This window comes from Streptacidiphilus jeojiense (genome assembly GCF_000719095.1).
Lineage (GTDB): Bacteria > Actinomycetota > Actinomycetes > Streptomycetales > Streptomycetaceae > Streptacidiphilus > Streptacidiphilus jeojiensis.
In genome coordinates this window covers 1-24,026 of record NZ_JOEH01000006.1, presented here as the reverse complement: position 1 = coordinate 24,026, position 24,026 = coordinate 1, and the positions used below count along the sequence as shown (strand labels likewise).

Here is a 24,026-nt window from a genome sequence, read left to right as displayed (position 1 = left end):
CAGTCCTCCCCGCGCAGGACGGAATCCCCGACGGCGGTTCCCTGGTCGGCCGCCCGGTCCATCGAGCATGCAGCGGCCCGGCGCGGACGGCACGCGTAGCGGGGTACTCGATTCGGCCGCCCGGGCCTCGCCGCGAAGGCCCGGCCACCGGCGCGCCCTGGTCCCAGCTGAACGGGCATATGGGATAAAAGGGGTGAAGCTGCGGGGTGTCGTGGCCCCCGCCCGGACCGCGAGGAGCGCGTACATGGCGAAGGTCGGCGACACGGTGGACAGCGACACGGTGAACGGTGGCGTGGTGGACGGCGACGTGATGAACCTCGTCCCGTCCTGGAAGCGGCAGGTCGGGGTGTCGGCGGCGGTGCTGCCCGGCGACCTGGTGGACGCCGTGGCGGTGGACGAGGTGCTGGGGGTACCGGTCGCGACGCCGGTCGGCGACCAGACCTGGCTGGGCCTGGGCGGTGCCGGGCTCCGGGCCGCGGGGATGGACGGCGCCGTCGGCTCCACCCTGGCCTGCCCGGTCTCCGGCGGGGGCGTGGCGCTGCTCTACGGCACCGGCGCCGCGAGCGCCGCTGACGCACGGTCACTGCGGGACGCCGGCGCGGCCCTCGCCGCCGCCGCGTCGGGCTACAGTCGGCTGGCCCTGATCGTCCCGGACCCGGCCCCGGGCCCGGACGGCTCCTCCCTCTCCGCGGAGTCGGCCGCGCAGGCGCTGGTGGAGGGCGTACTGCTGGCCCGCTACCGCTATCCGGTGCTCAAGCGGCCCGAGCCGGAGCCGGCCCTGGAGTCACTGGTGCTGCTGACCACCGAGGACCGGCTGGAGCAGGTGGCCCGCGGCGCCGAGCGCGGCCGGGTGCTGGCCCGGACCCAGTCCCTGGCCCGGGACCTGGCCACCTGCCCGCCCAGCATCATGACCGCCGAGGCCTTCGCCGACATCGCCCAGAGGCTGGCCGCCGACTGCGGCCTCGCCGTCGAGGTCTTCGACCGCGCGGCGCTGCGGCGGCTGGGCTGCGGCGGACTGCTGGGCGTGAACGCCGGCAGCACCGACGAGCCCAGGATGGTCAAGGTCCGCTACTCCCCGGCCGGCGGCTCCGGCCCGGAGGCCGCCACGCTGGCGCTGGTGGGCAAAGGCATCATGTACGACTCCGGCGGCATCAGCCTCAAGCCCAGCGACGCGGTGCACGCCACCATGAAGAACGACATGACGGGTGCGGGCTCCATCCTGGCGGCCATGACCGCGCTGGCGGCGCTGGACTGCCGCACCGCCGTGACCAGCTGGCTGATGTGCACCGACAACATGCCCTCCGGCAGCGCCACCAAGCTCGGCGACGTGCTGACCATCCGCGGCGGCGCCACCGTCGAGGTGCTGAACACCGACGCCGAGGGGCGGCTGGTGATGGCGGACGCCCTGGTGCTGGCCACCGAGGAGCCCTGCGACGCCATCGTCGACATCGCCACCCTCACCGGCGCCAGCATGCGCGCCCTGGGCGCGGAGATCGCCGGGCTGTTCGGCAACGACCAGCCGCTGATCGACCAGGTGCTGGCGGCGGCGCGGCGCAGCGACGAGCCCTGCTGGCAGCTGCCGCTGGCCCGCCGCTACCGCGCCGAACTGGACTCCGACGTCGCCGACATCAAGAACATGGGCGGACCCAACGGCGGCGCGATCCACGCGGCGCTGTTCCTGGAGGAGTTCGTCGCCGGACGCCCCTGGGCGCACATCGACATCGCCGGACCGGCGCAGAACGACAGCCCCAAGTCCTGGCGCCCGCGCGGCTGCACCGGCTTCGGGGCCCGGCTGCTCACCGAGCTGGCGCTCGACTTCAGCAAGCCCTAGCCGGAGCCGGCCGCCGTGAGCGACGCGACGCTGTGCCTGGTGATCCTGGTCGTGGTGGTGGGACTGTTCGTGTGGAACCGCCTCCCGGTGGAGGTCGTGGCCCTGGGCTCGGCGCTCGTGTGCTACGCCACCGGACTGCTGACGTCCGGTCAGGTCTTCGCCGGGTTCGGCGACCCGGTGGTGCTCTTCGTCGCCGCGCTGTTCGTGGTCAGCACCGCCCTGGAGAGCACCGGACTGACCGCCTGGGCCGGACGCCGGCTGGCCGACGTGGTCGGCTCCGGCCGGCGCCGGCTGCTGGTGGCGACCATGGTGCTGGCCGCCGGACTGGCCGCGCTGATCACGGTCAACGGCTCGGTGGCCGCGCTGCTGCCGCTGGTGGTGCTGCTGGGGGTGCAACAGGGCCAGGCCCCCTCGCGGCTGGTGATGCCGCTGGCCTTCGCCGCGCACGCCGGATCGCTGCTGCTGCTCATCGGCTCGCCGATCAACCTGATCGTCTCCGAGGCGGCCGACGAGGCCGGGGCCGGGTCCTTCGGCTTCGTCCAGTTCGCCCTGGTCGGTGTGCCGGTGCTGGCAGGCACCGTGGCGATCGCGGTGCTGCTGGGGCCGCGGCTGCTGCCGCTGCGGCAGCCCGCCGCGATGCCCGCCGACCTCAGCCGGCACGCCCACACCCTGGTGTCCCACTACGGTCTGGCCGAGGACGCGGCCAGCCTGCAACTGCCGGCCGGCAGCGAACTGGTCGGCACGCTGCCGGCCGACCTCAACACCCGGGCCCCGGACGGTGTGGTCGTCGTCGGCGCGCTGACCGCCGACGGCCACGACTCCCGGGGCGACGCACCGCTGGAGTCCGGCGACGTGCTGATCCTGCGCGGCGCCCCGGAACTCGTCGACGCCTTCGCCGCCGGGACCGGGCTGCAGCCGCTGCCGCCACCGCTGCGGGACCATCTCGCCGATGTGCTGCTCAACCGGGACACCGGCCTGGTCGAGGTGGTGGTGAGCCCCAGGTCGCCGCTGATCGGCAGCACCCTGTTCCCCGGCATGAACAGCGCCGACGGCGAGCTGGTGATCATCACCGCCCGACGCAGGGGCCGGGACACCGGCCCGGCCCCGTGCACCGTCCAGGCCGGCGACAGCCTGCTGCTGCAGGGCTCCTGGCAGGCCGTGGACCGCACCAGCCGGCGCGGGGACCTGCTGGTGGTGGACCAGCCCGCGGAGCTGCGCCGCCAGGGCACCGGGCTCGGCCCGGACGCCTGGCGTGCGCTGGCCGTGCTGGGCGCGATGGTGGTGCTGCTGGCCACCGGCGCGGTGCCGGCGCCGGTGGCGGGGCTGCTGGCCGCGCTGGCCATCGTGGTCTGCCGGGTGGTCCGGGTGGACGACGCCTACCAGGGCGTCTCCTGGACCACGGTGGTGATCGTCGGCGGGATGTTCCCGCTCTCGGTCGCGCTGCAGCAGTCCGGGGCCGGCGACGAGATCGCCCGGGTGGTGGTCGACGCGGCCAGCGGCAGCCCCTATCTGCTGCTGCTCGGCATCTTCGTGCTCACCTCGGTGCTGGGCCAGTTCATCAGCAACATGGCGACCGCACTGATCGTCACCCCGATCGCCGTCTCCGCGGCCCATGACGCGGCGGTATCACCGCTGCCGCTGCTGATGTGCGTGGCGACCGCGGCCGCGGCCGCGCTGCTGACCCCGGTGGCCACCGCTGCCAACCTGATGGTGCTGGGTCCGGGCGGCTACCGCTTCGGCGACTACTGGAAGTTCGGCGCGCCGATCCTGCTCTGGTACCTGGCCGTCACCATCGGCCTGGTCCCGCTGGTCTGGAGGTTCTGACCTGCCCCTCCGCCCTTGGAGATCGGGCCCGGCCCCTGGACCGGGCCCGGCGGCTAGACCAGGCCGCCGAGCAGGTAGGCGGAGACGTAGCCGAGGGCGTTGGTGGCCCAGTGCAGCCCCATCGGGGCCAGCAGGCTGGTGCTGCGCCGGCGCAGCTCGCAGAAGACCACCCCGGACGCCGCCGTGAACAGCACCGCACCGGCGTCCGCCAGCACCGCGCCGAACACCGAGTGTCCGAAGAGCGAGCCGAGGGCCGGCTTGTCGCTGGCCAGGTGGAGCGAGGGCAGGATGTGCCACAGCCCGAAGAGCAGCGAGGACACCCCGGTCGCCCAGTAGACCCCGCGGATCCGCAGCAGCAGCCCGTAGAGCACCCCGCGGAAGGCCACCTCCTCCAGCAGCACCGTACCCAGCGGCACCTTGACCAGCACCCGCAGCGCGACCTGACCGCCGCTCAGCGAGTCGGTGCGCTGGTCGGCGAAGAGCCCGCGGGTCGGCGGGAACAGCGCGCCGACCAGGTAGACGGCGGCGACGATCCCGATGATCACCAGTGCCCAGCGGGCGCCGCGCGGCAAGCCGGCCCGGGTCAGCCCGACCAGTTCGAGGGCGCCGCCGGCCCAGTGGGCGATGCCCAGCAGCAGGGCGACCACGACCACCGCGGTGAGCAGGCCCCAGGCCGGCAGCCAGCGGTTGTTGACCAGATTGGTCAGCACCAGCAGCACCACTGCGGCGCTGAGCGCGGCGATGTCGCGCACGGATGCCCCCTGGCAGGTCGGAGGAGTCCGATGCTGCCCCGAACGAAGGGACCCGGGGGTGCAACACGCGGAGCAGATCGGTCAAATATGGATGAAACCACCTACAGTCGACACATGTCGCAGCAGGTGCCCGAAGAGCAGCCCCCTGCCGAACCCCCCGCCCCGTCCTCTTCCGAACCCCCCGCCGAGCCGCCGCCCGGGGCGCACCGGGCCGCGCAGCGCCGTCGCCCGATCGTGCGTCAGGGTCCGGACTGGGGCGGGCTGCTGGCCGCGACCGTCTTCTACTGGCTCTCCTTCACCCCCTCGCTGCTGCCCCGGCCCTGGTGGCTGCAGGTGCTGGCGGCGGCGGTCACCGCCACCATCGGCTACGCGCTCGGCGCGCTGATCGCCCGGGTGGTCCGGATCTGGTTCACCCCCTCCGAGCGGCTGCGGCACGCCGCCTGGTGGGCGCTGGGCGTGGCGGCCCCGGTCGCCGTGGTGGTCACCACCGCGTGGAGCGTGACCTGGCAGGGCGACTCGCGCCGCGCGGTCGGCATGGACCCCCGGGTCACCTGGTGGCTGTGGGCGCTGGTGCCCCCGATCGCGGTGCTGCTCTGCGCGCTGCTGGTGGTGATCGGCCGCTCGCTGCGGCTGGCCACCCACGCCGCGGCGCGCGGCCTCGGCCGGATCCTCCCGCCGAGACTGGCGGCCGCCTGCGCGGTGGTGGTGGTGACCGTGCTGGTGATCGGCCTGGGCCAGGGCTTCCTGCAGCGCGGGGTGCTCAGCGTCCTGGAGAGCAGCGCCAGGCTGGCCAATGACTCCACGTCACCCGGCATCGTCCAGCCCACCCTGCCCACCCTCTCCGGCAGTCCGTCCTCGCTGGAGTCCTGGGGCAGCCTGGGGGCCAAGGGCCGCGACTTCGTCGGCCAGGCCCGCACCCGGGCCCAGCTGACCGCCTTCAGCGGCCAGCCCGCCATGGACCCGGTCCGGGTCTACGTCGGGCTGCGGGCCGCGCCGACGCTGGCCGAGCGGGCCCGGCTCGCGGTCGCCGAACTGCAGCGGACCGGCGCCTTCAAGCGCAAGGTGCTGGCGGTGATCAGCACCACCGGCAGCGGCTGGGTGAACCAGAACCTCGCCAACCCGCTGGAGTACATGTACGACGGCGACAGCGCGCTGGTCGCCATCCAGTACTCCTACCTGCCCAGCTTCGTGTCGGTGCTGACCGAGGACGAGGCGGCGCACGCCGGCCGGGCCCTGTTCGACGCCGTCTACGCCGAGTGGTCCTCGCTGCCCGCCGCCACCCGCCCGAAGCTGCTGCTGGCCGGCGAGAGCCTGGGCTCCTACGCCACCGAACGGGCCTTCGACGGCAGCCTCGACGAGCTGACCGCCCGGGCCGGCGGCGCCCTGCTGCTGGGCCCGACCGCCGACAACCCGCTCTGGCAGACCGTCACCAACGGCCGTGACAGCGGCAGCCCGATGTGGCTGCCGATCTACCAGCAGGGGCAGAAGGTGCGCTGGGGCCAGGTCGCCGCCGACTTCGGCAGGCCTGCCAACCCGTGGCCCGGCCCCAGGGTGCTCTACCTGCAGAACGGCGGGGACCCGATCACCTGGTGGACCCCGCACCTGATCGTGCACCGCCCCGGCTGGCTGGTGGGTCCGCGCGCACCCGACGTGACCGGCGGTATGCAGTGGTACCCCTTCGTCACCTTCTGGCAGGTCACCTGCGACATGCTGGGCGCCGACAGCGTCCCGGTCGGCCACGGCCACCGCTTCGGCACCCTGCCCGTCGCCGGCTGGGCCGCCGTCGCCCAGCCGCCCGGCTGGACCGCGGCGGAGACCGCAAGGCTGGAGGCCCTGCTGGGGCAGGCCTGACGCCGCACTGGCGGGTCGGTTGCCGCGGTTCGTCGGCGGACGGACCATGATGGCAGCAGCACAGTATCGACAACGGAGTGGACTGACATGCCTCTTGAGGGTGAGTACGAACCCAGCCCGTCGAAGTGGGTACGCGACCAGGTGGAGCTCTACGAGAGCTCCGGCGGCACCGAGGGGACCACCCTGCGCGGCATGCCGGTGGTCATCCTGACCTCCAAGGGGGCGAAGAGCGGGAAGATCCGCAAGAGCGGGCTGATGCGGGTGGAGCACGACGGCAGCTACGCCGTGGTCGCCTCCCAGGGCGGCGCCCCGACCCACCCGGTCTGGTACTACAACATCACCGCCAACCCCCTGGTCGAGCTCCAGGACGGCCCGGTGCGCCAGGACATGACGGCCCGTGAGGTCACTGGCGCGGAGCGCGACGAGTGGTGGGCGCGCGCCGTCGAGGCCTACCCGGACTACGCCGACTACCAGAAGAAGACCGACCGAGTGATCCCGGTCCTCGTGCTGACCCCGTCGGCATAGCTCACGTCGGCATAGGCTCCGTCCGCGCAGGCCCCGCTCGCAGCGGCCGCCCGGACCGCCCTCTTGTGCATGCACTGTCATTGGGTGCATGGTCCTCCGAGGACCTGGTCATGATCGGCGGAGGGCAGTCGGATGCGAGCAAGGGGCCTGCTGCACGGACTCGGAGTGCTGGGCGGCGCCGCCGTCCTGCTGGTGACGACCGCGCTGGGGGCGGGGACCGGAACGGCGGTCGCCGCCGACGCGCCGATCGAGACCGGGTACCAGAACCCGGTTACCGCCCTGCCACCGGTGAGCCGTCCGCCGACACCGCACTGCACGGTGACGGTGATGCAGAACGACTTCGGCAACACCATCAGCTCGCCGCCCTACACCGGCACCGTCACCCCGCCCGCCGACTGCCCCGGGCCGTGGAGCAAGGTCGTGCTGGACTGGTCCGGCAGCGTGCAGGGACGCCAGTACGACCGGCTGGCCGGGGTCTGGATCGGCGGTGCCGAGGTGCTGCGCACCAGCACGCCGGAGCCCACCGCCGCCGGGATCAGCTGGCACCTGGAGAAGGACGTCAGCAGCTTCATCCCGCTGCTGCGCACCGCCCAGCCGCTGGCCGTCTCGCTGGGCAACGTGGTCAACGCCACCTACACCGGCGTCTACCACATGAAGCTGACGCTGACCTACTACCAGGCCGACCGCAGCCACCCGGCCGCGCGTACCGCCGACCAGGTACTGCCGCTGTCCGACTCCACCCCGGCCGGGAGCGGCTCCGCCGCGAGCTGGTACTCCCTCGGCCCGGGGCAGTCCGCGACCAGGACCGTCACCCTGCCCCGCAACCTCACCGGCGTGCAGCTGGAGGTCTACGCCCGGGGCGGCGGCTGCGACGAGCAGTGGTTCGACTCGGTCCCGTCGGACCTCGCCGCGAAGTACCCGGACTACCTGTGCGGCGGCGGCTCCTACCGCGAGGTGCAGGTCTCCGTTGACGGCAGGCCCGCCGGGATCGCCCAGCCCTACCCGGTGGTCTACTCGGGCGGCATCGTGCCGACGCTGTGGCGGCCGATCCCGGCGGTGGACCAGTTCGTCACCCAGGCCTACGACATCGACCTGACCCCCTTCGCCAGCACCCTGGTCGACGGCAGGCCGCACACCTTCACCATCACCCCCTACGGCGCCGCCGACACCTGGACCGTGGACGGCACCCTGTTCCTGGACACCGACCACGGCGCGGCGAGCACCCACGGCGCGCTCAGCAGCGACACCCTGGGGCTCTCCCCCGCCGTCGCCACCACCGAGACCGCCGGCAGCGGCGACACCACCGAGGTCCGCACCACCGCCCAGCGCGACTGGCGGACCAGCGGCTGGCTGCAGACCTCGCACGGACGGATCGTCACCACCGTCTCCCAGCACGCCGTCTACAGCAACAGCGACGCGGTCTCCTCGGCCGGGCAGCGGCAGCTGATGACCCAGCAGGAGTACGGCACCACCACGACCACCACCGCCGGCCCGGGCCGCCGGGACAGCACCGTCCGGCACGCCTGGTCGTACCCGGTCACGGTGGACTCCGACGTCCCGCTCTACACCGACGGCGACAACTACTCGCTCTCCGCCACCGTCTCCCAGGGCCGGATCCTGGTCGACAGCGTCCGCACCGGCGCCGGCTGGCGGCCCACCGCCGTCACCGACGACCGGGTCGACGCCACCGGCACCCTGGCCCGCACCGCCGGCGTCACCACCGCCGCCGACGGCACCGACTCCGAGCACTACCTGGGCAGCACCGACACCGGCGGCTGCTACGACCACAGCATCGCCGCAGCCCACGGCTATGTGACCGCGGACCGGCAGTCCCGATGCGACTGGGGGACACTGGAGGCGGTCCGCCCTTGACCCTCACACCGTGTGAGGGCCGAACCTCGAGAGCATCATGTTCACCATCGGAGACTTCGCCGGGCACGGACGGGTGTCGATCCGCATGCTCAGGCACTACGACGCCATCGGCCTGCTGCGGCCGGCCCGGGTGGACCGGTCCAGCGGCTACCGCTTCTACGAGGCGGCGCAGCTGTCCCGGCTCAACCGGATCGTCGCGCTGAAGGACCTCGGCTTCACGCTGCAGCAGGTGCAGACCATCCTCGACGAGGACGTCAGCGCCCAGGAGCTGCGCGGGATGCTGCGCTTGCGGCGGGCCGAGCTGGAGGCGGCCGTCGCCGAGGCGGCGTCGAACCTGGTCCAGGTCGAGGCGAGGCTCCGGTCGATCGAGAATGAGGGTGCCATGCCCGAGGAAGACGTCGTCATCAAGCGCCTGCCCGCACTGCGGCTGGCGGAGCTGAGCGGAACGGCCGCGAGCTTCGACCCGACCGCCATCGGCCCGGTGGTCAACCGGCTGTTCGACGAGCTGTGCGCACAGACCGAGGCGGCCGGGGTCACCCCGGTCGGCCCGAGCACCGTGTACTACGAGACCTCCGAGGCCCTCGGCGCGGAGGTCGTCGTGCACGCCGGCCTCCCGGTCGCCGCCGGGGTCACCGGCGGCCCCGGCTTCCAGGTGGTCACCCTGCCCGCCGTGGAGCAGGCCGCGACCATCGTGCACCGCGGCTCGATGGACCGGGTGCTGGCCACCAGCCAACTGCTGGCCCGCTGGGCCGAGGCCCACGGCTACCGGTTCCGCCAGCACGCCCGGGAGATCACGCTGAACTACTCGGAGGATCCGGACGAGTGGGTGGCCGAACTGCAGGCCCCGGTGGTCGGGGCCTGACGACGGCCGGTCGAGGGCCGGTCGAGGGCCGGTCGGCCGGTCAGTCGAAGTTCAGGCTGCCGGTGCGGGTGCGCTTCAGTTCGAAGAAGTCCGGGAAACCGGCCAGCGCCCGGGCCCCGTCGAAGATCCTGGCCGCCTGCTCGCCGCGCGGGATGGAGTTGAGCACGGGACCGAAGAAGGCCACGCCGTCGATGTGGATGGTGGGCGTCCCGACGTCCTCGCCGACCGGGTCCATGCCCTGGTGGTGGCTGCGGCGCAGCTCCTCGTCGTAGGCGTCGCTGTCGGCCGCGGCGAGCAGCCCGGCCGGCAGCCCCACCTCGGCCAGCGCCGCGGCGGCCACCGCGCGGTAGTCCTTGTCGCCGCCCTTGTGGATCCTGGTCCCGAGGGCGGTGTAGAGGTCCTCGTACACCTGCTCGCCGTGCTCCTGCCCGGCGGCGGTCACGATCCGGGCCATCGCCAGCGAGTTGTCCACCAGCTCCCGGTACCAGTCCGGCAGCTCGCGGCCCTCGTTGAGCACGTACAGGCTCATCGGCCGGAACCGGAGCTCCAAATCCCTGAGCCCGCGCACCTCCAGGATCCACCGCGAGGTGATCCAGGCGAACGGGCAGGCGGCGTCGAAGTAGAAGTCGACCTTGGCGGGCGTCTCGGTTCGGGTCATGACCGTGGTTCCTCTCGACATCTCAGGCGTTAGCTGTCGCAGTTGCTGACAGGAACCACGTTAGTCACCCATTGATCCGCCCAGCAGGGCCAATGGGGGCATGATCCGCTGGGCCAATTCCGTCCGGACCAGGCGCCCGGATCAGGCGTCCCGATCAGGCGTCCGGGTCCTGCGGGGAGACGGGGCGGGGCGCCGCCTCCCGGGCGGCGCGGCGGCGGGTCGCGTAGGAGCCGCCCCGGCCGCCGACGAGCAGCAGCACGACCAGGACCAGCACTCCGTGGCCGGGGAAGAGGTAGCCCGCGGGGACGGCCAGCAGCAGGGCAACCAGGTCGAACCAGAGCTCCAGGCTGTCCGCGGTCGTTCCGGCGTCAGCGGAGAGCCGGTGCCGCCGGGCCTCGTGACGGATCGTCAGCAGCGAGACCACGGCAAGGACGTTGATCCCGGCGTAGACGGCGATCGCGATCCCGTCCTGCCCGCCGTAGGTGCCCAGCAGTTCGGCGGCGAAGGGCAGTGCGCACACCGCCAGCAGCAGCGGCAGGGTGCGTGCCAGCAGCGCCGGGTGGGTGGCCTGCACGGTACGCATCTCGGTGTTGTGGCGGCGCCAGTAGCTGGCGATCACATAGAAACTGATCAGGAACGCCAGGTAGTGCGGCCACTCGTGCAGCAGTGCATGGACCAGGACGTGGTCGGCCGGACGGTCGCCCTCGTCGGGAACGCGCAGGTCCAAGGCGAGCAGCGTCATCGCGATCGCGAACACGCCGTCGGACAGCCCGAAGAGCCGTCCGGTCGCGCGTTCGTTGACTTGGTCCTCGGTCAGCGTGTTCATGGCGGACACTATCGCACGGTGATCTGCCGCACCGTCACTTGGTCATGTCGACGCTGGCCGAGGCCCCGCTGATGCCGCCCAGGTGCAGGTGGTAGCGGCCGAGGCCGAGGTCGGTGTTCTTGTTCAGCACGAAACTGACACCGTGCGAGTCGAAGGTGACATGGTCGTTGTCGATCCGGTCGATGGTGAACTTCTGGCCGTTCAAGGTGAGGCTCTCGCCCTCCTTCAACGTCAGATGGCAGCTTCCGCCCGCGCAGCCCACGTCCCCCGAGTCGGAACAGCCGGCGAGCACGCCGCCTCCGAGCAGGACCGTTCCCAACAGCACAGGCACCAGCACAGCACGCCTCATGGAACCCCTCCCCCGTCTGTCGAGCTCCTTGCTCCACAGTAGCGAGCGGGCGGGCGTCACCGGCGGAATCAGGCCACCTGCGGACTGCGGCAAGCGCTACGGACCGCGCGCTACGGACCGAGCGGTCCGGCCGGCCGGACCCGGTCGGCGGCCGAGCGCAGGGCGTCCAGGACCGGGCGGATCAGCGGATGCTGCTCCGCCCCGCGCCGGACCGCGGCGAAGACCCGCCGGGTCGCCGGATCCCCGGCCACCGGCAGCACCACCACCTCCGGCAGGTCCACCCCGCGCAGCGCCGAACGCGGCACCAGAGCCACCCCGGCCCCCGCCCCGGCCAGCGCGGCGACAGCCCTGAAGTCGTCCGAGGAGTGCGTCACCCGGGGCTGGAAGCCGGCGAACTCGCAGGCCAGCATGACCACCTCATGGCAGGGGTTGCCCGGGTAGGGGCCGATCCAGGGCTCGTCGGCGAGATCGGCGACGTCGACCCGCTCGCCGCCGGCCAGCCGGTGGCCTCGGGGCAGCACCGCGTCGAACGGCTCCGCGTACAGCGGGACCCGGGACAGCCGCTGGTCGTCCTCGCGCGGAGCCCCCCGGTACTCGACGGCCACCGCCAGGTCCGCGTGCCCGTCCAGCACCATCATCAGGCTGGCGTCGCCCTCGGCGTCCCGCACCCGGATCCGGATGCCGGGGTCGGACACCCCCAGCGCCGTCATCGCCGGCGCCACCACCGCGGCGATACCGGTGGCGAACGAGGCCACGGTGACCTCGCCCGCGTCGCCCGCGCTGTAGGCGGCCAGCTCGGCCTCGGCCCGCTCCAGCTGGGCCAGCACGGTGTTGCTGTGCGCCACCAGGATCTCCCCGGCGGCGGTCAGCCGGACCCCGCGGCCGTCGCGCACCAGCAGCTGGTGGCCGACCTCGTGCTCCAGCGCGGCCAGCTGCTGGGAGACGGCGGACGGGGTCAGATACAGCGCGGCGGCCGCGGCGGTCACCGTCCGGTGGTCCGCCACGGCCCGCAGGGTGCGCAGCCGCCGGGTGTCGATCACCCGGTCATTTTGCCAGGGATGCCCGAGCCATCACGAATGCCCCCACCGCGTGCTCGACGTCCTCGGCCGAGTGGGCGGCCGACAGCTGGACCCGGATCCGGGCCTTGCCGTGCGGCACCACCGGGTAGGAGAAGCCGACCGCGTAGACACCGTGCTCCAGCAGCTGCTCGGCGATCCGTCCGGCCTGCTCGGCGTCGCCGACCATGACCGGGGCGATCGGGTGGTCGCCGGGCAGGATCTCGAAGCCCTCCTCGGTCATCCGGCGGCGGAACAGCTCGGTGTTGGCGTAGAGCCGGCTCCGCAGCCCGGCGCCAAGCCCGTCGGCGCTGTCGTCCTCCAGCAGGTCCAGGACGGTGATCGAGGCGGCCGCGATCACCGGGGCCAGCGAGTTGGAGAACAGGTAGGGCCGGGAGCGCTGCCGCAGCAGCGCCACGATCTCGGCGCGGGCGGCGACATAGCCGCCGGAGGCGCCGCCGAGGGCCTTGCCCAGGGTGCCGGTGAGGATGTCCACCCGGTCCATCACCCCGTGCAGCTCGTGGGTGCCGCGCCCGCCGGGGCCGACGAAGCCGACCGCGTGCGAGTCGTCCACCATCACCATGGCGCCGTAGCGCTCCGCCAGGTCGCAGATCTGCTCCAGCGGCGCCACGTAGCCGTCCATGGAGAAGACGCCGTCGGTGACGACCAGCTTGCGGCGGGCGTCCCCGGCCTCCTTCAGCTGCTGCTCCAGGTCGGCCATGTCGCGGTTGGCGTAGCGGAAGCGGCGGGCCTTGGAGAGCCGGATGCCGTCGATGATGCTGGCGTGGTTGAGCGCGTCGGAGATCACCGCGTCGCGCTCGTCCAGCAGGGTCTCGAAGACGCCGCCGTTGGCGTCGAAGCAGGAGCTGTAGAGGATGGTGTCCTCCATGCCCAGGAAGCGCGACAGCCGGGCCTCCAGCTCCTTGTGCACCTCCTGGGTGCCGCAGATGAAGCGGACCGAGGCCATGCCGTAGCCCCAGCGGTCCAGCGCCTGCTTGGCCGCGGCCACCACCTCGGGGTTGTCGGCCAGACCCAGGTAGTTGTTGGCGCAGAAGTTCAGCACCTCGCCGGGGCGCCCGCCCGCGGTGACGTCGACCGACGCGCTCTGCGGGGTCCCGATGACCCGCTCGGGCTTGTGCAGCCCCGCGGAGCGGATCTCGTCGAGGGTGGCGCGGAGGTCCGCGCGGACCGAGTCGAGCATTCTGGGGTCACTCCTTGGATCTGGGTACGGAGGGTTGCCGGGGAAGTGCGGTCAGGTCACGCGGTCCAGTCGAGGATGACCTTGCCGCAGCGTCCGCCGGCCGCGTCGTCGAAGGCGGCGTCGAAGTCCTGGTAGCCGTAGCGGCCGGTGATCACCGGGCTGAGGTCGAGCCCGCCCTCCAGCAGCACCGACATGGCGTACCAGGTCTCGAACATCTCCCGGCCGTAGATGCCCTTGAGGGTGATCATCGAGGTGACGATGCGGGCGAAGTCGACCGGGAACTCCTCGGCCGGCAGCCCCAGCATGGCGATCTTCCCGCCGTGGGTCATGTTGGCGATCATGTCGCGCAGCGCCTCGGGGCGGCCGGACATCTCCAGCCCGACGTCGAAGCCCTCGCGCAGCCCCAGCCGCCGCTGCCCCTCCTCGATGGTGGCGGTACTCACATCCAGGGCCAGGCTGACACCGACCTTCTCGGCCAGCTCCAGCCGGTACGGGCTGACGTCGGTGATCATCACCTTGCGGGCCCCGGCGTGCCGGGCGACCGCCGCCGCCATGATGCCGATCGGGCCCGCCCCGGTGATCAGCACGTCCTCGCCCACCAGCGGGAAGGACAGCGCGGTGTGCACCGCGTTGCCGAACGGGTCGAAGATCGCCGCGACGTCCAGGTCCACCGGCACCCGGTGCACCCAGACGTTGGAGGCCGGCAGGGTGAGGTACTCGGCGAAGGCGCCGTCCCGGCCGATGCCCAGGCCCACCGTGCTGCGGCACAGGTGGCGCCGGCCGGCCAGGCAGTTGCGGCACTTGCCGCAGACCAGATGTCCCTCGCCGCTGACCAGGTCGCCCGGCGCGACGTCGGCGACCCCGGGGGCCACCTCGACGACCTCGCCGACGAACTCGTGGCCCAGCACCAGCGGGGTCCGCACGGCCTGCTGCGCCCAGCCGTCATAGGCACGGATGTGCAGGTCGGTCCCGCAGATACCGGTGCGCAGCACCTTGATCAGCACCTCGCCGGGGCCGACCTCGGGCTCCGGCACGTCCATCAGCCACAGCCCCGGCTCCGCCTTCGCCTTTACCAGTGCTTTCACGGCGGGAGCCTCCTGAGGTGCGACGACGTACGCCGGCGGCGAGTGCGGCCGACGCTGACAAACCCTGCCCGCCCGCCCCGCCGCAGGTCCATCGAGGCTTTCTTAAGCACGCCTCCACCGGAGCTTCATGGTGCCCCGATCCGGCCGCGCCCGCGATCGGCGGCGGTCGGTGCCCCGGCCGGTCGGCGGCCGGACCACGGGCCGGTCGCGCCACGCGTTCGGGTGATGCCCGGCCTCCCGGCGTTGCCCGGCGGGCGGGCGCGGCGTTGGAGGTGCAGAGCCTCGTGTCCCGATCGGCTCGCTCAGTCTCCGTCGCTCGAAAGGGTCCCATCGTGAACCACCAGCGCAGCACCTTCGTCGCCGCCGCCGCTCTCGGTCTGCTCGCCGCCGGCGCGGGTGTCGCCTCCGCCTCCAGCACGGCGGCGGGCGCCGCTGTCGGCTCCCCCGGCGTCGGCTCCGGCAACCTGATCCAGGTTCCGGTGCACGTCCCGGTGAACGTCTGCGGTGACAGCGTCAACGTCATCGGCGTGCTCAACCCGGCCTTCGGCAACGAGTGCGCCAACTGGGGCTGAACCGCCCCGCACCACCCCGCGCCCGCGGGCGACGCGTGAACCCCCGGCACCGCCACGGTGCCGGGGGTTCACGCGTCCGGGTGACCCACCCGCACCGCGGGCGCCGCCATCCGGCCCACCCGTGCCGGAGGCGCGGAATCGGTGAGGAAACCGAAACGGCACGGAAGCCTTCAGGACATCTCCCGGCAATGCGAAACGCCGGTGAAACACACCCGTACGCAACCGGAAATCTGCCCCGGCAACCATCGCCAGCGTGACCACCCCTGCCCTGCTCGCCGCCGCCCCTCCCGCCCTCGACGCCGGCGACACCGCCTGGCTGCTCGTCGCCACCGCGCTGGTGCTGCTGATGACCCCGGGGCTCGCCCTCTTCTACGGCGGCATGGTGCGCACCAAGAGCGTGCTCAACATGCTGATGATGAGCTTCGTCTCGATCGCCCTGGTCACCGTGGTGTGGCTGCTGGCCGGCTACAGCCTGGCCTTCGGCCGCGACCTCGGCGGGCTCGGCCTGATCGGCAGCCTGGACCACCTGGGGATGGCCGGGATCACCCCGTCCTCGCTCACCGGCAGCGTCCCCACCCTGCTCTACGCGACCTTCCAGCTGACCTTCGCGATCATCACCGCCGCGCTGATCAGCGGCGCCGTCGCGGACCGGGCCAGGTTCGCGGCCTGGGTGGTCTTCGTCCTGGTCTGGACGCTGGTGGTGTACGTCCCGGTGGCGCACTGGGTGTTCGCGCCCGGCGGCTGGATCAACGCGCAGTTGCACGCCCTGGACTTCGCCGGCGGCACGGTGGTCGAGGTGAACTCCGGCGCCTCCGGGCTGGCCCTGGCCCTGGTCCTGGGCCCGCGCCTGGGCTTCCGCCGGGAGGCGATGCGTCCGCACAACCTGCCGCTGGTGCTGCTGGGCGCCGGGCTGCTCTGGTTCGGCTGGTTCGGCTTCAACGCCGGCTCCGCGCTCGGCGCCAACGGCCTGGCCGCGGCCGCACTGCTGAACACCCAGGCGGCCGCCTGCACCGGACTGCTGGGCTGGCTGCTGACCGAGAAGCTGAGGGACGGTCACGCCACCACCCTCGGCGCCGCTTCGGGGGCGGTGGCCGGCATGGTCGCCATCACCCCGTCCTGCGGATCGGTGGACCTGCTCGGGGCCCTGGTGATCGGAGCGGTCGCGGGTGTGCTCTGCTCCTACGCGGTGTCCTGGAAGTTCCGCTTCGGCTACGACGACTCGCTGGACGTCGTCGGCGTGCACCTGGTCGCCGGCATCGCCGGGACGGTGCTGATCGGGGTCTTCGCCACCAGCGTGATGACCGGCGGCGCCGAGGGGCTGCTGTACGGCGGCGGCCTGGACCAGCTCTGGCGGCAGGCCGTCGCGGTACTGGCCACCGGGGCCTACGCGTTCACCGCCAGCTACGGCATCGGCAAGCTGATCGACCGGGTGCTCGGCTTCCGCGCCCCCGCCGAGCACGAGCTCTCCGGCCTGGACCTCGCCGAACACGCGGAGACCGCATACGATCACGGCGTCATCCACCAGGGCGCCCTCGCTGGACCCGCGAGCCACCACAGAGAGATCCACACCCCATGAAGCTGATCACCGCCGTCATCAAGCCGTTCCGACTGGACGAGGTGAAGACGGCGCTGAACGAGGTCGGTGTACGCGGTCTCACGGTGACCGAGGCCAGCGGATACGGGCGCCAGCGCGGCCACACCGAGGTCTACCGGGGCGCCGAGTACCGCATCGACCTGGTGCCCAAGGTGCGGATCGAGGTCCTGGTCGAGGACGCCGAGGCGGACGCGGTGATGGACGCGATCGTCGCGGCCGCGCGGACCGGGAAGGTCGGCGACGGCAAGGTGTGGAGCGTCCCCGTAGAGACGGCGGTCCGGGTGCGCACCGGCGAGCAGGGCCCGGACGCGGTCTGACGGTCCGACGGTCCGCCCGGCACGAGAGGGTCCGACACCGGTCTCGGTGTCGGACCCTCCACCCGTGCGTCCAGCGGTCGGTACTACTTCCAGGTGTCCGACAGCGTCACGGTGCCCGAACTGCCGGTGGTGTAGCTGCGGTTGGCGCCCGACTCCCAGGTCACGTTCCCGGCGGCGTCCTTGACGATGTACTTGTACTCGAAGTACGTGTTCGGCGTGATGCTGATGGTCTTCGACCAGACCGGGTAGCTGCTGGAGGACAGCAGGATCGCGCTGTTGGGGTCCCAGTAGCCGAGCCCGCCGATGCTGCCGACCACGTAGACGTTCTGGCCGGTCACGGTGGACTTGGTCTCGTCGAAGACGACACCCACCGAGCTGGTGGCGTTGGCCCCCCAGGTGTTGCTGAGGGTGGCCGCCGAGGTGCCCGTGGTCGCCGTGTGGTTGGCGCCGGACTCCCAGGTGACGGTGCCGTCCGGGTCCTTCTTGATGAACTTGTACTCGAAGGCCGTGTTGGACGGCAGGTTCACCGTCGCCGACCAGGTCGGGTAGTTGGCGGAGGAGAGGGCGACCGCGTTGGCGGTGTTCCAGCCGCCCAGCGCCGCGATCGAGCCGACCACGTAGACGTTCTGGCCGTACCAGGTGGTGGCGGTGTCGTTGAAAGTCTCCGCCACGGTGGTGCTGGAGCCGTTGAAGGTGTCGGTGAGGGTGGCGCTGGCGCCCGAACCGGTGGTCGCACTGTGGTTGGAGCCGGGCTCCCAGGTGACGTTGCCCGCCGAGTCCTTGGCGATGTACTTGTACTGGATCGCGGTGGACTTCGGCAGGGCGACGGTGACCGTCCAGGTCGATCCCGACTGGGTCATCGGTATCGCACTGCCCGGGGCCCAGCTGCCCAACTCACTGGTGGAGCCGACGAGGTAGAGCGGAGCACTGCTCGGGGCACCGCTGACGGTGAAGGTCTCGTTCACGGTCGAGCTGCTGGTGCTGGTGCTGGTCGAGGTGGGGGTGGCCGTGGCCGTCGCGCTGGCACTCGCCGAGGCGCTGGCACTGGCGCTCGCGCTGGCACTCGCCGAAGCGGTCGGCGTGCTGGTACCGGTGGTGGTCGCGTACAGCGCCACCGAGTCGCCGGCCGCGATGGACACCGTCGCGTTGCCGGAGCTGTCGACGGCCACCGTCGGTCCGGAGCAGGCGCCGGTCGAGGCGGTGTAGTCGCCGTGGATGATGTCGCAGTAGGTACCCGCGGCCAGACCGGTGGCGAAGGTCTTGGTCTGCGTGGTGCTCTCGTTGTTGATCGCGATCCAGGCCTTGGAGCCGCGGGAGAAGGCGATCAGGTTGGAGCCGTCGTCGTACCAGTTGGCGACGGCCGCCGTGCCGGCCGCGTTGTGCCAGCCGACCATGTTGGCGATGCCGGTGTTGCGGTCGGTGCAGACCCAGGCGCTGGAGGAGCAGTCGGTGTTGGTGACGAAGCCGTTGGAGTCGGCCGGCGGGGAGTCGTCCGAGCTGCTGAAGGAGAAGCCCGAGTAGACCGAGGGGGTGCCGTAGCCCCAGGCCAGCATGAACTCGGTGGCCAGGGTGTACTGGGTGCCGTTCTTGTAGTTCAGGGTGCTGCCGTTGCGCTCGGTGTCGTGGTTGGTGACCATGGCGCCGTCGTACGCACTCGGCAGCAGGCCCCAGGTGCTGCCGAAGGTCTTGAGGTTGGCGATGCTGCCCTGGAACTGGCTCTTCATGTCGTACGCGTAGTCGAAGCCGATCAGGCTGCCGTTGCTCTCGAAGGCCGCGGGCGCCAGATTGCCGCTGCTGCCCGGATACACCTCCTGCAGCACGAACGGCCGCGCGCCCCACAGCGTGTTGTTCAGCCGGGACTCGATGTTGGCCATGTCGGCCTGGGCGATGTGCTTGGCGGAGTCGACCCGGAAGCCGTCGACCCCGTCCGCGATCAGCGTGTTGAGGTAGGCCGCGATCTTGGCGCGGACGTCGTCCGTCTCCGTGTAGAGGTCGGCCAGGTTCTCCAGGTCGCACTCCTGGACCTGGGTCTGGCTGTTCCAGTCGCTGATCGACAGGTCGGAGTTGGGGCAGTTGGTCGGGTAGCTGTGGAAGTCGGCGGAGGTGTAGGGGACCTCGCTGTAGCTGCGCGACGACACGTTGAAGCTGTCGCCGCCGTAGGAGTCGGTGCTGGTCTGGTCGGTGCCGGACATGTGGTTGATGACCGCGTCCGTGTAGACCTTGACGCCCGCGTTGTGACAGGCCGTCACCATCGCCTGGAACTGCGCCGCGGTGCCCATCCGGCTGTTGAGGTCGTAGCCGACCGGCTGGTAGACGTCCCACCAGGCGTGGGTGCTGCCCGAGAGCCGGATGGAGTCCTGCGGCGGGGACACCTGCACCGCGCCGTAGCCCTTGGGGCCGAGGACATTGGTGCACTCGGAGGCGACCGAGGTCCAGTTCCACTCGAAGAGGTTGGCGATCACGTCACCGCCGTTGCTGCTGCTGGCATGCGCGGCTCCGCCCAGCGCCACCGGCAGCAGTCCGCCGGCGAGCAGGGCGCCGGCCAGCAGCAGGCCGCCCGAGCGCGAACCGAGACGGCGGTTGCGGCGGGAGCCGCCTTCCGGGGGTGGTGCCATGGGCATGGATCTGCGCGTGGATCTGCGCGATGACTGCGACTGCATCGTGACTTCTCCCAGGAGGGTGGATGGGAAGGTCGTCATGCGGGCCCGCACGAAGCGCAATGGCCCGTCCGCAGCTCACTGCGAACGGCGCCTGATGGACCGTCCAACCCCGGTGGCCACTGGGGACTTGACGGCTGCGCGAGATGACGATCCCGCCGCTGACGGGCGGTGGTCAAGCCTTGGGTGCAAACAATTTCAACGTCTTTCGAAAATTTCATGCGCGCTTGCAGTCGCCCTCAGAAAGTAGACAGTGTCTACGGAGCGGTGGTAGACAACCTCCATGGACCATCAGGGATCGCTTCGGGAACGGCTGATCGACGTCGGCGTGGAGCTGGTGACCACGGAGGGGACCGCCGCGCTGGGGCTCCGTGAGATCGCCCGCAGGGCGGGGGTGTCGCACGGCGCTCCGCGCCGCTACTTCCCGACCCACCACTCCCTGCTGTCGGCCATCGCCCGCCGCGGCTTCGCCGAACTCGGCAACCGCTCCGCCGCCGCGACCGCCGGACTGGACTCCGCACGCGACCAGGTGCAGGCGATCGCCCGGGCCTACGTCGGCTACGCACTGGAGCAGCGCGGCATGTTCGAGCTGATGTTCCGTCATGACCTGCTGGACAGCAGGAAGCAAGAATCGGACGGGCCGCGTCTGCGGGAGTCGTCCCTGCCGCAGTTCCGGCTCGTGGTCGAGCTCATCACCCGTCACCGCTCGGAGCGGCAAACGGCAGAGAGCGAGCGACCGTCCGCCCCTCCCCCCGCTGTGGCCGCCGCAGCGCTGTGGTCCAACCTCCACGGCATCGCCCAGCTCTGGACCTGGCAGAGCCTGCAACTCGCCCTGGACACCAATGGATCGGGCACTGACCCTGACTCACTCGACCTGTTGATCAACGCCGCCCTGGATGCCCACCTCGGCCCGGCCGACAGGTGACCCCACGACACCGGTTGGCCCTGCTGGCCAGCACCGGCGGAGCGATGATCGTCGCCCTGGACGGCACCATCCTGACCGTGGCGCAGCCCAGCCTGCAGCGCGACCTGGGCGCGAGCGTGGCCCAGGTCCAGTGGACCAGCACCGGCTATCTGCTGGCGGTGGCCGCACTGCTGGTCATCGCCGGACACCTAGGCGACCGGTACGGCCACCAACGGCTGCTGCTGATCGGGCTGCTGGGGTTTGCTGCAGCCTCCGCCGGGGTCGCGCTCTCACCGGACATCGGCTGGGTGACAGCGATGCGCGTCGCCCAGGGAGTGAGCGGCGCCCTGCTGCAACCGGCGACACTCGCGCTGCTTCGGCTGGCCTACCCGGCCGACCGACTCTCCGGCCCGGTCGCCGTCCGTACCAGCGCGATCGGACTGGCCGCCGCGGCCGGCCCCCTGCTGGGCGGTGTTCTGGTCACCCAACTGGGCTGGCGCGCGGTGTTCGTGATCAACATCCCGATCGCCGTCGCGATCGCCCTGGTCACCCTCGCCGTACGGGTGCCGATGCCGGCACCCGTCGAATCCACCCGCCTCGACCTGACCGGCGCGGCCCTGCTGGCGACGGCGCTCGCGGTACTGGTGCACGCCCTCGCCGGAGTGCCCGGGTACGGGTGGACCGCCGGCCGCACCGTTCTCGGACTCACCGCCGCTGCGGGGCTCACGGCCGCGTTCGTCCGGCACGAACGCCGTGCGGAACATCCCATCGTGCCGCGAGCGGTGGCCCGGTCCGTCCCGGTGACGGCCTCGATGGCGATGCTGCTGACCACCAGCTGCGGCCTGTTCGGGGCCCTGTTCGCGACCACGTTCTTCCTCCAGGACGTCCGCGGGCTGAGCCCCCTGGTCAGCGTGGTGTGGGGAATCCCGATGACCGCGCTGATGATCCCCGGCGCGCCGCTCGCCACGGCGGTGCTCCGCCGTCAGGGGCCACGCCGCACCGCGATCGGCGGCATCGGTCTCGTCGCCGTCGGAATCGCGGCGCTGTCCCGGCAGAGCCCGACCAGTCCCTGGCTGCTCACCAGCGTCTGCTTCGCACTGCTCGGCGCCGGCTTCACCACGGTGATGGTCACCGCCACCGGCACCGTCGTCGGCGACGCCCCACCCGGCTACGCCGGAGTGGTCGGCGGCCTCAAACAGACCGCCAACAACCTCGGCCCCACCCTCGGCATCGCCATAGCCGCCGGCCTGACCACCCTCACCCCCACTCTCCTCACCCTCTCGGCCCTGGCCGCCCTCGGCCTCCTACCAGCCGCCCTGCTCCCCGGGCGGGACGCCCGTCACCCGAACGTGGACTCGATCCAGCGGGCGTCGGTGAGGTAGCGACGATCGTGGCCCTCTGCGACGTGACGGGAGAAGGCAGGATGGCCTGCCGCTGCGTGCCCTCGCGGTGTACGCCGCGTCCCAGACTCGCGAACCGGATGGGCGGTGTCGAAGTCAATGAAGGCGACCGGAAGCAGAGTAACGATCTCGCAGGCAGTGAGCGGCTGAATATCCGGCCGGCTGGTGATGTCAGAGCTCCCCGCCATGCTTGGTACCCAATCAACTCGGGATTCGGAATGGGGCATTCGCAATGCGCGTACTGGTCGATGGCGAGGTGTCCGTGCACTACCACCAGCTCTACGTCGAAAGCGACCAGGACAGGTTCACTCCAGGACTTGAGGAGGCGTTCGCGGGCCAGGCCGCCGGGCTCTGCGGCGGTGCACAGGCAGGAGCCCTGTGGCTGACGACTGGACTTCATACCGGCGACGTCGGGTTCACCGTCGAGCTTCACCAGGATCGCCCGCCGGTCGACGAGGCCTGGGAGGAGATAGTCGAAGTCGGGTTCACTCCGTCATCGCCGAGGACGCAACTGCTGCAGCGGGCAGGCGAAGCACGATGGGATCTTGATCTCGCAGAGATCGACTACCGCGTTCGCTACTGCGCCATCGGAATGGACCGGGCCAGAATCGCCGACAACAGACCGGCCGGAGTGCCGCAATTGGACCGGTACCTGCTCCAGTTCTGGCCCAGCCCACTCGAACCGGCCCAAGTGCTGAAGCAGACCAGCGAGACAGCGGCCTACGGGCACGAGGGCGCCCGCCAGCGAGCGGCCTGCCGGTAGCGGCAGGCACACTGCGCCAGCTTCCAGAATCGGGCTGTTTAGGCGGCGGCGGTGGTGTGTCTGTGCCGGGTGGGTGGTGGGGGGATGCGGGTGTTGGGTGGTGTGGGGGTGTTGGGGGGTGGGGTGGCGGTGTAGTGGCCGTTGGGTTGTCGGGTGAGGTTCCAGCCGGTGGTGTGCAGGTCGTGGTGGTGTTCGGGGCAGAGCAGGGTGATGTTGTCGACGGAGGTGGGTCCGCCGTCGGCCCAGTGGATGGCGTGGTGGCCCTCGCACCAGGAGGGTGGCCGTTGGCAGCCGGGCCGTCCAGGCGCAGTCCGCGGGTGGTGAAGGCGCCGTGGGGTGGGGTGTGGGTGGGGGGTGGTGAGGGTGTCCAGGTCGGCGATCAGGGTCAGGTGGGGGCGGGTGCCGCCGGTGACCGGTAGCGTGCCGGTGTTCAGGGCCAGTGCGGCCACGGTGGCCAGCGCATCACCCAGGCGCTGGGCGCCGGTGCGCGGGTCCTCGGTCGTCGGTGGGCCGGCGGCGGCCTCCAGGGCGGTCCGCAGCCGCTCCCCGGCCAGGGCCTCCAGTTCGCCGGACAGGACCCAGAACGGGCGGTCGGTGGTTCCGGTGGCGGAGAGTTTCACCCAGGACTGGAACCCGGCCGGGGCCTGGTCCTGGGGTGCGCTGGCGAGTTGGCCGTGGGTGGCCAGGAAGCCGCCGGTGGAACGTGAACGCAGCACGGTGGCGCCGTCCATGGCGTCGAAGACCGCCACCCGCCGCAGCAGTTCGGCCTCCAGCATCTCGCCCAGCCGCAGCAGGGCCAGCACCTGCTCGCCCAGGGCCAGCGCGCCGGTGGCACGCAGGGCCTCCTGGTCCTGCCCGGCCAGCGCCGCCAGCATCGCCTGCGGCCGGCCCGGCACCGAGCGCAGCGGATCGGACAGGACGGCGGTACGCGAGGACACCGGCGTACCGGCCCGCACCGAACACCCTGAGGCGTCGGTGAGCATCCCGCCCACCCCGCCGTTGCGCCCGGACACCCCGGCGCCCTCCTCGGCGACCTGCTGCCGCCAGCCGGTCGACCAGTCCAGCCCGGTCGCAGCCTGGATCGCCTCACCGCCACCCACCGTGTGGGCCGACAAGGAGGAGGGCTGC

20 protein-coding genes and 1 pseudogene are annotated in these 24,026 nt (G+C 71.8%); 12 read left to right on the top strand and 9 right to left on the bottom strand.

Translation table 11 applies throughout. From position 1 onward, the window contains the following. The first annotated feature begins 244 nt into the window (after window positions 1-244). Both IF29_RS0108645 and IF29_RS0108640 read left to right on the top strand, forming a co-directional pair. A complete protein-coding gene (locus IF29_RS0108645) occupies window positions 245-1,831 on the top strand; it encodes a leucyl aminopeptidase family protein (protein ID WP_198037352.1) in 1,587 nt (528 codons plus the stop codon). 15 nt (window positions 1,832-1,846) lie between these two features. Next, on the top strand, window positions 1,847-3,655 hold the full coding sequence (locus tag IF29_RS0108640; protein WP_030251928.1) for an SLC13 family permease: 1,809 nt from the start codon (window positions 1,847-1,849) through the stop codon (window positions 3,653-3,655). 53 nt (window positions 3,656-3,708) lie between these two features. On the opposite strand, the gene IF29_RS0108635 is transcribed toward IF29_RS0108640, so the two are convergent. Next, window positions 3,709-4,407: a CPBP family intramembrane glutamic endopeptidase gene (locus IF29_RS0108635; RefSeq protein WP_030251926.1), complete on the bottom strand. Its 699-nt coding sequence runs from the start codon at window positions 4,405-4,407 to the stop codon at window positions 3,709-3,711. A 114-nt stretch (window positions 4,408-4,521) separates the two neighbouring features. Between IF29_RS0108635 and IF29_RS0108630 the strand changes: the two genes are divergently transcribed. From IF29_RS0108630 to IF29_RS0108615, 4 genes are all read left to right on the top strand, one after another. Then, the gene (locus IF29_RS0108630) at window positions 4,522-6,258 is read left to right on the top strand and encodes an alpha/beta hydrolase (protein ID WP_084713761.1); all 1,737 of its coding nucleotides are present in this window, start codon (window positions 4,522-4,524) and stop codon (window positions 6,256-6,258) included. An 87-nt stretch (window positions 6,259-6,345) separates the two neighbouring features. Beyond that, window positions 6,346-6,783 carry a nitroreductase family deazaflavin-dependent oxidoreductase gene (locus IF29_RS0108625; RefSeq protein WP_030251916.1) on the top strand — a complete coding sequence of 146 codons (438 nt, stop codon included), beginning with the start codon at window positions 6,346-6,348 and terminating at the stop codon, window positions 6,781-6,783. Between the two features lie 132 nt (window positions 6,784-6,915). After that, window positions 6,916-8,655: a peptide-N4-asparagine amidase gene (locus IF29_RS0108620; protein ID WP_030251913.1), complete on the top strand. Its 1,740-nt coding sequence runs from the start codon at window positions 6,916-6,918 to the stop codon at window positions 8,653-8,655. A 37-nt stretch (window positions 8,656-8,692) separates the two neighbouring features. Then, window positions 8,693-9,517 carry a MerR family transcriptional regulator gene (locus IF29_RS0108615; protein WP_030251910.1) on the top strand — a complete coding sequence of 275 codons (825 nt, stop codon included), beginning with the start codon at window positions 8,693-8,695 and terminating at the stop codon, window positions 9,515-9,517. 40 nt (window positions 9,518-9,557) lie between these two features. Here the strand turns inward: IF29_RS0108615 and IF29_RS0108610 are convergent, their stop codons facing one another. The 6 genes from IF29_RS0108610 to tdh all read right to left on the bottom strand — a co-directional run bounded on the left by IF29_RS0108610 (window position 9,558) and on the right by tdh (window position 14,691). Continuing rightward, window positions 9,558-10,175, bottom strand: coding sequence for a mycothiol-dependent nitroreductase Rv2466c family protein (locus IF29_RS0108610; protein ID WP_030251907.1), 618 nt, complete (start codon window positions 10,173-10,175; stop codon window positions 9,558-9,560). Window positions 10,176-10,329: 154 nt separating this feature from the next. After that, on the bottom strand, window positions 10,330-11,001 hold the full coding sequence (locus IF29_RS43330) for a TMEM175 family protein (RefSeq protein ID WP_051725066.1): 672 nt from the start codon (window positions 10,999-11,001) through the stop codon (window positions 10,330-10,332). A 34-nt stretch (window positions 11,002-11,035) separates the two neighbouring features. After that, window positions 11,036-11,350, bottom strand: coding sequence for a hypothetical protein (locus IF29_RS0108600; RefSeq protein ID WP_157623658.1), 315 nt, complete (start codon window positions 11,348-11,350; stop codon window positions 11,036-11,038). Between the two features lie 110 nt (window positions 11,351-11,460). After that, a complete protein-coding gene (locus IF29_RS0108595; protein ID WP_030251900.1) occupies window positions 11,461-12,390 on the bottom strand; it encodes a LysR family transcriptional regulator in 930 nt (309 codons plus the stop codon). Between the two features lie 4 nt (window positions 12,391-12,394). After that, window positions 12,395-13,606: a glycine C-acetyltransferase gene (locus IF29_RS0108590; protein WP_030251898.1), complete on the bottom strand. Its 1,212-nt coding sequence runs from the start codon at window positions 13,604-13,606 to the stop codon at window positions 12,395-12,397. Between the two features lie 56 nt (window positions 13,607-13,662). Beyond that, on the bottom strand, window positions 13,663-14,691 hold the full coding sequence (gene tdh / locus IF29_RS0108585; protein ID WP_030251896.1) for an L-threonine 3-dehydrogenase: 1,029 nt from the start codon (window positions 14,689-14,691) through the stop codon (window positions 13,663-13,665). A 329-nt stretch (window positions 14,692-15,020) separates the two neighbouring features. Here tdh and IF29_RS0108580 point away from each other — a divergent pair. The 3 genes and pseudogenes from IF29_RS0108580 to IF29_RS0108570 form a co-directional block, all read left to right on the top strand. Then, window positions 15,021-15,254 (top strand): annotated as a pseudogene (locus tag IF29_RS0108580) (chaplin); the annotation flags it as partial. A 262-nt stretch (window positions 15,255-15,516) separates the two neighbouring features. Then, entirely contained in the window at window positions 15,517-16,839 is a 1,323-nt protein-coding gene (locus IF29_RS0108575) for an ammonium transporter (protein ID WP_198037350.1), read from the top strand. Then, window positions 16,836-17,174 (top strand): P-II family nitrogen regulator, encoded by a 339-nt coding sequence (locus tag IF29_RS0108570; RefSeq protein WP_030251888.1) that lies wholly within the window; start codon window positions 16,836-16,838, stop codon window positions 17,172-17,174. Before IF29_RS0108575 ends, IF29_RS0108570 begins: the two co-directional genes overlap by 4 nt. A gap of 83 nt (window positions 17,175-17,257) precedes the next feature. Here the strand turns inward: IF29_RS0108570 and IF29_RS0108565 are convergent, their stop codons facing one another. After that, entirely contained in the window at window positions 17,258-19,789 is a 2,532-nt protein-coding gene (locus IF29_RS0108565; protein ID WP_063757457.1) for a carbohydrate-binding module family 20 domain-containing protein, read from the bottom strand. Window positions 19,790-20,114: 325 nt separating this feature from the next. Here IF29_RS0108565 and IF29_RS0108560 point away from each other — a divergent pair, with 325 nt between their 5' ends. The 3 genes from IF29_RS0108560 to IF29_RS0108550 all read left to right on the top strand — a co-directional run bounded on the left by IF29_RS0108560 (window position 20,115) and on the right by IF29_RS0108550 (window position 22,898). Further along, window positions 20,115-20,756 (top strand): TetR/AcrR family transcriptional regulator, encoded by a 642-nt coding sequence (locus tag IF29_RS0108560; RefSeq protein WP_030251884.1) that lies wholly within the window; start codon window positions 20,115-20,117, stop codon window positions 20,754-20,756. A 44-nt stretch (window positions 20,757-20,800) separates the two neighbouring features. Further along, complete coding sequence (locus IF29_RS0108555; RefSeq protein ID WP_030251882.1) at window positions 20,801-22,117, top strand: MFS transporter; 1,317 nt, start codon at window positions 20,801-20,803, stop codon at window positions 22,115-22,117. Between the two features lie 250 nt (window positions 22,118-22,367). Next, a complete protein-coding gene (locus IF29_RS0108550; RefSeq protein ID WP_037594669.1) occupies window positions 22,368-22,898 on the top strand; it encodes a hypothetical protein in 531 nt (176 codons plus the stop codon). Window positions 22,899-22,936: 38 nt separating this feature from the next. Here the strand turns inward: IF29_RS0108550 and IF29_RS0108545 are convergent. Then, window positions 22,937-24,026: HNH endonuclease signature motif containing protein (locus IF29_RS0108545; protein WP_030251878.1), on the bottom strand; the 1,090-nt coding region annotated here is incomplete at its 5' end.

What these genes read in the sequence shown, in the direction of transcription:
- IF29_RS0108645 (WP_198037352.1), top strand. Translation starts at nt 245, where the DNA reads ATGGCGAAGGTCGGCGACACGGTGGACAGCGACACGGTGAACGGTGGC.
- IF29_RS0108630 (WP_084713761.1), top strand. Translation starts at nt 4,522, where the DNA reads ATGTCGCAGCAGGTGCCCGAAGAGCAGCCCCCTGCCGAACCCCCCGCC.
- IF29_RS0108625 (WP_030251916.1), top strand. Translation starts at nt 6,346, where the DNA reads ATGCCTCTTGAGGGTGAGTACGAACCCAGCCCGTCGAAGTGGGTACGC.
- IF29_RS0108620 (WP_030251913.1), top strand. Translation starts at nt 6,916, where the DNA reads ATGCGAGCAAGGGGCCTGCTGCACGGACTCGGAGTGCTGGGCGGCGCC.
- IF29_RS0108615 (WP_030251910.1), top strand. Translation starts at nt 8,693, where the DNA reads ATGTTCACCATCGGAGACTTCGCCGGGCACGGACGGGTGTCGATCCGC.
- IF29_RS0108610 (WP_030251907.1), bottom strand. Translation starts at nt 10,175, where the DNA reads ATGACCCGAACCGAGACGCCCGCCAAGGTCGACTTCTACTTCGACGCC.
- IF29_RS43330 (WP_051725066.1), bottom strand. Translation starts at nt 11,001, where the DNA reads ATGAACACGCTGACCGAGGACCAAGTCAACGAACGCGCGACCGGACGG.
- IF29_RS0108600 (WP_157623658.1), bottom strand. Translation starts at nt 11,350, where the DNA reads ATGAGGCGTGCTGTGCTGGTGCCTGTGCTGTTGGGAACGGTCCTGCTC.
- IF29_RS0108590 (WP_030251898.1), bottom strand. Translation starts at nt 13,606, where the DNA reads ATGCTCGACTCGGTCCGCGCGGACCTCCGCGCCACCCTCGACGAGATC.
- IF29_RS0108570 (WP_030251888.1), top strand. Translation starts at nt 16,836, where the DNA reads ATGAAGCTGATCACCGCCGTCATCAAGCCGTTCCGACTGGACGAGGTG.
- IF29_RS0108565 (WP_063757457.1), bottom strand. Translation starts at nt 19,789, where the DNA reads ATGGCACCACCCCCGGAAGGCGGCTCCCGCCGCAACCGCCGTCTCGGT.
- IF29_RS0108560 (WP_030251884.1), top strand. Translation starts at nt 20,115, where the DNA reads ATGGACCATCAGGGATCGCTTCGGGAACGGCTGATCGACGTCGGCGTG.
- IF29_RS0108555 (WP_030251882.1), top strand. Translation starts at nt 20,801, where the DNA reads ATGATCGTCGCCCTGGACGGCACCATCCTGACCGTGGCGCAGCCCAGC.
- IF29_RS0108550 (WP_037594669.1), top strand. Translation starts at nt 22,368, where the DNA reads ATGCGCGTACTGGTCGATGGCGAGGTGTCCGTGCACTACCACCAGCTC.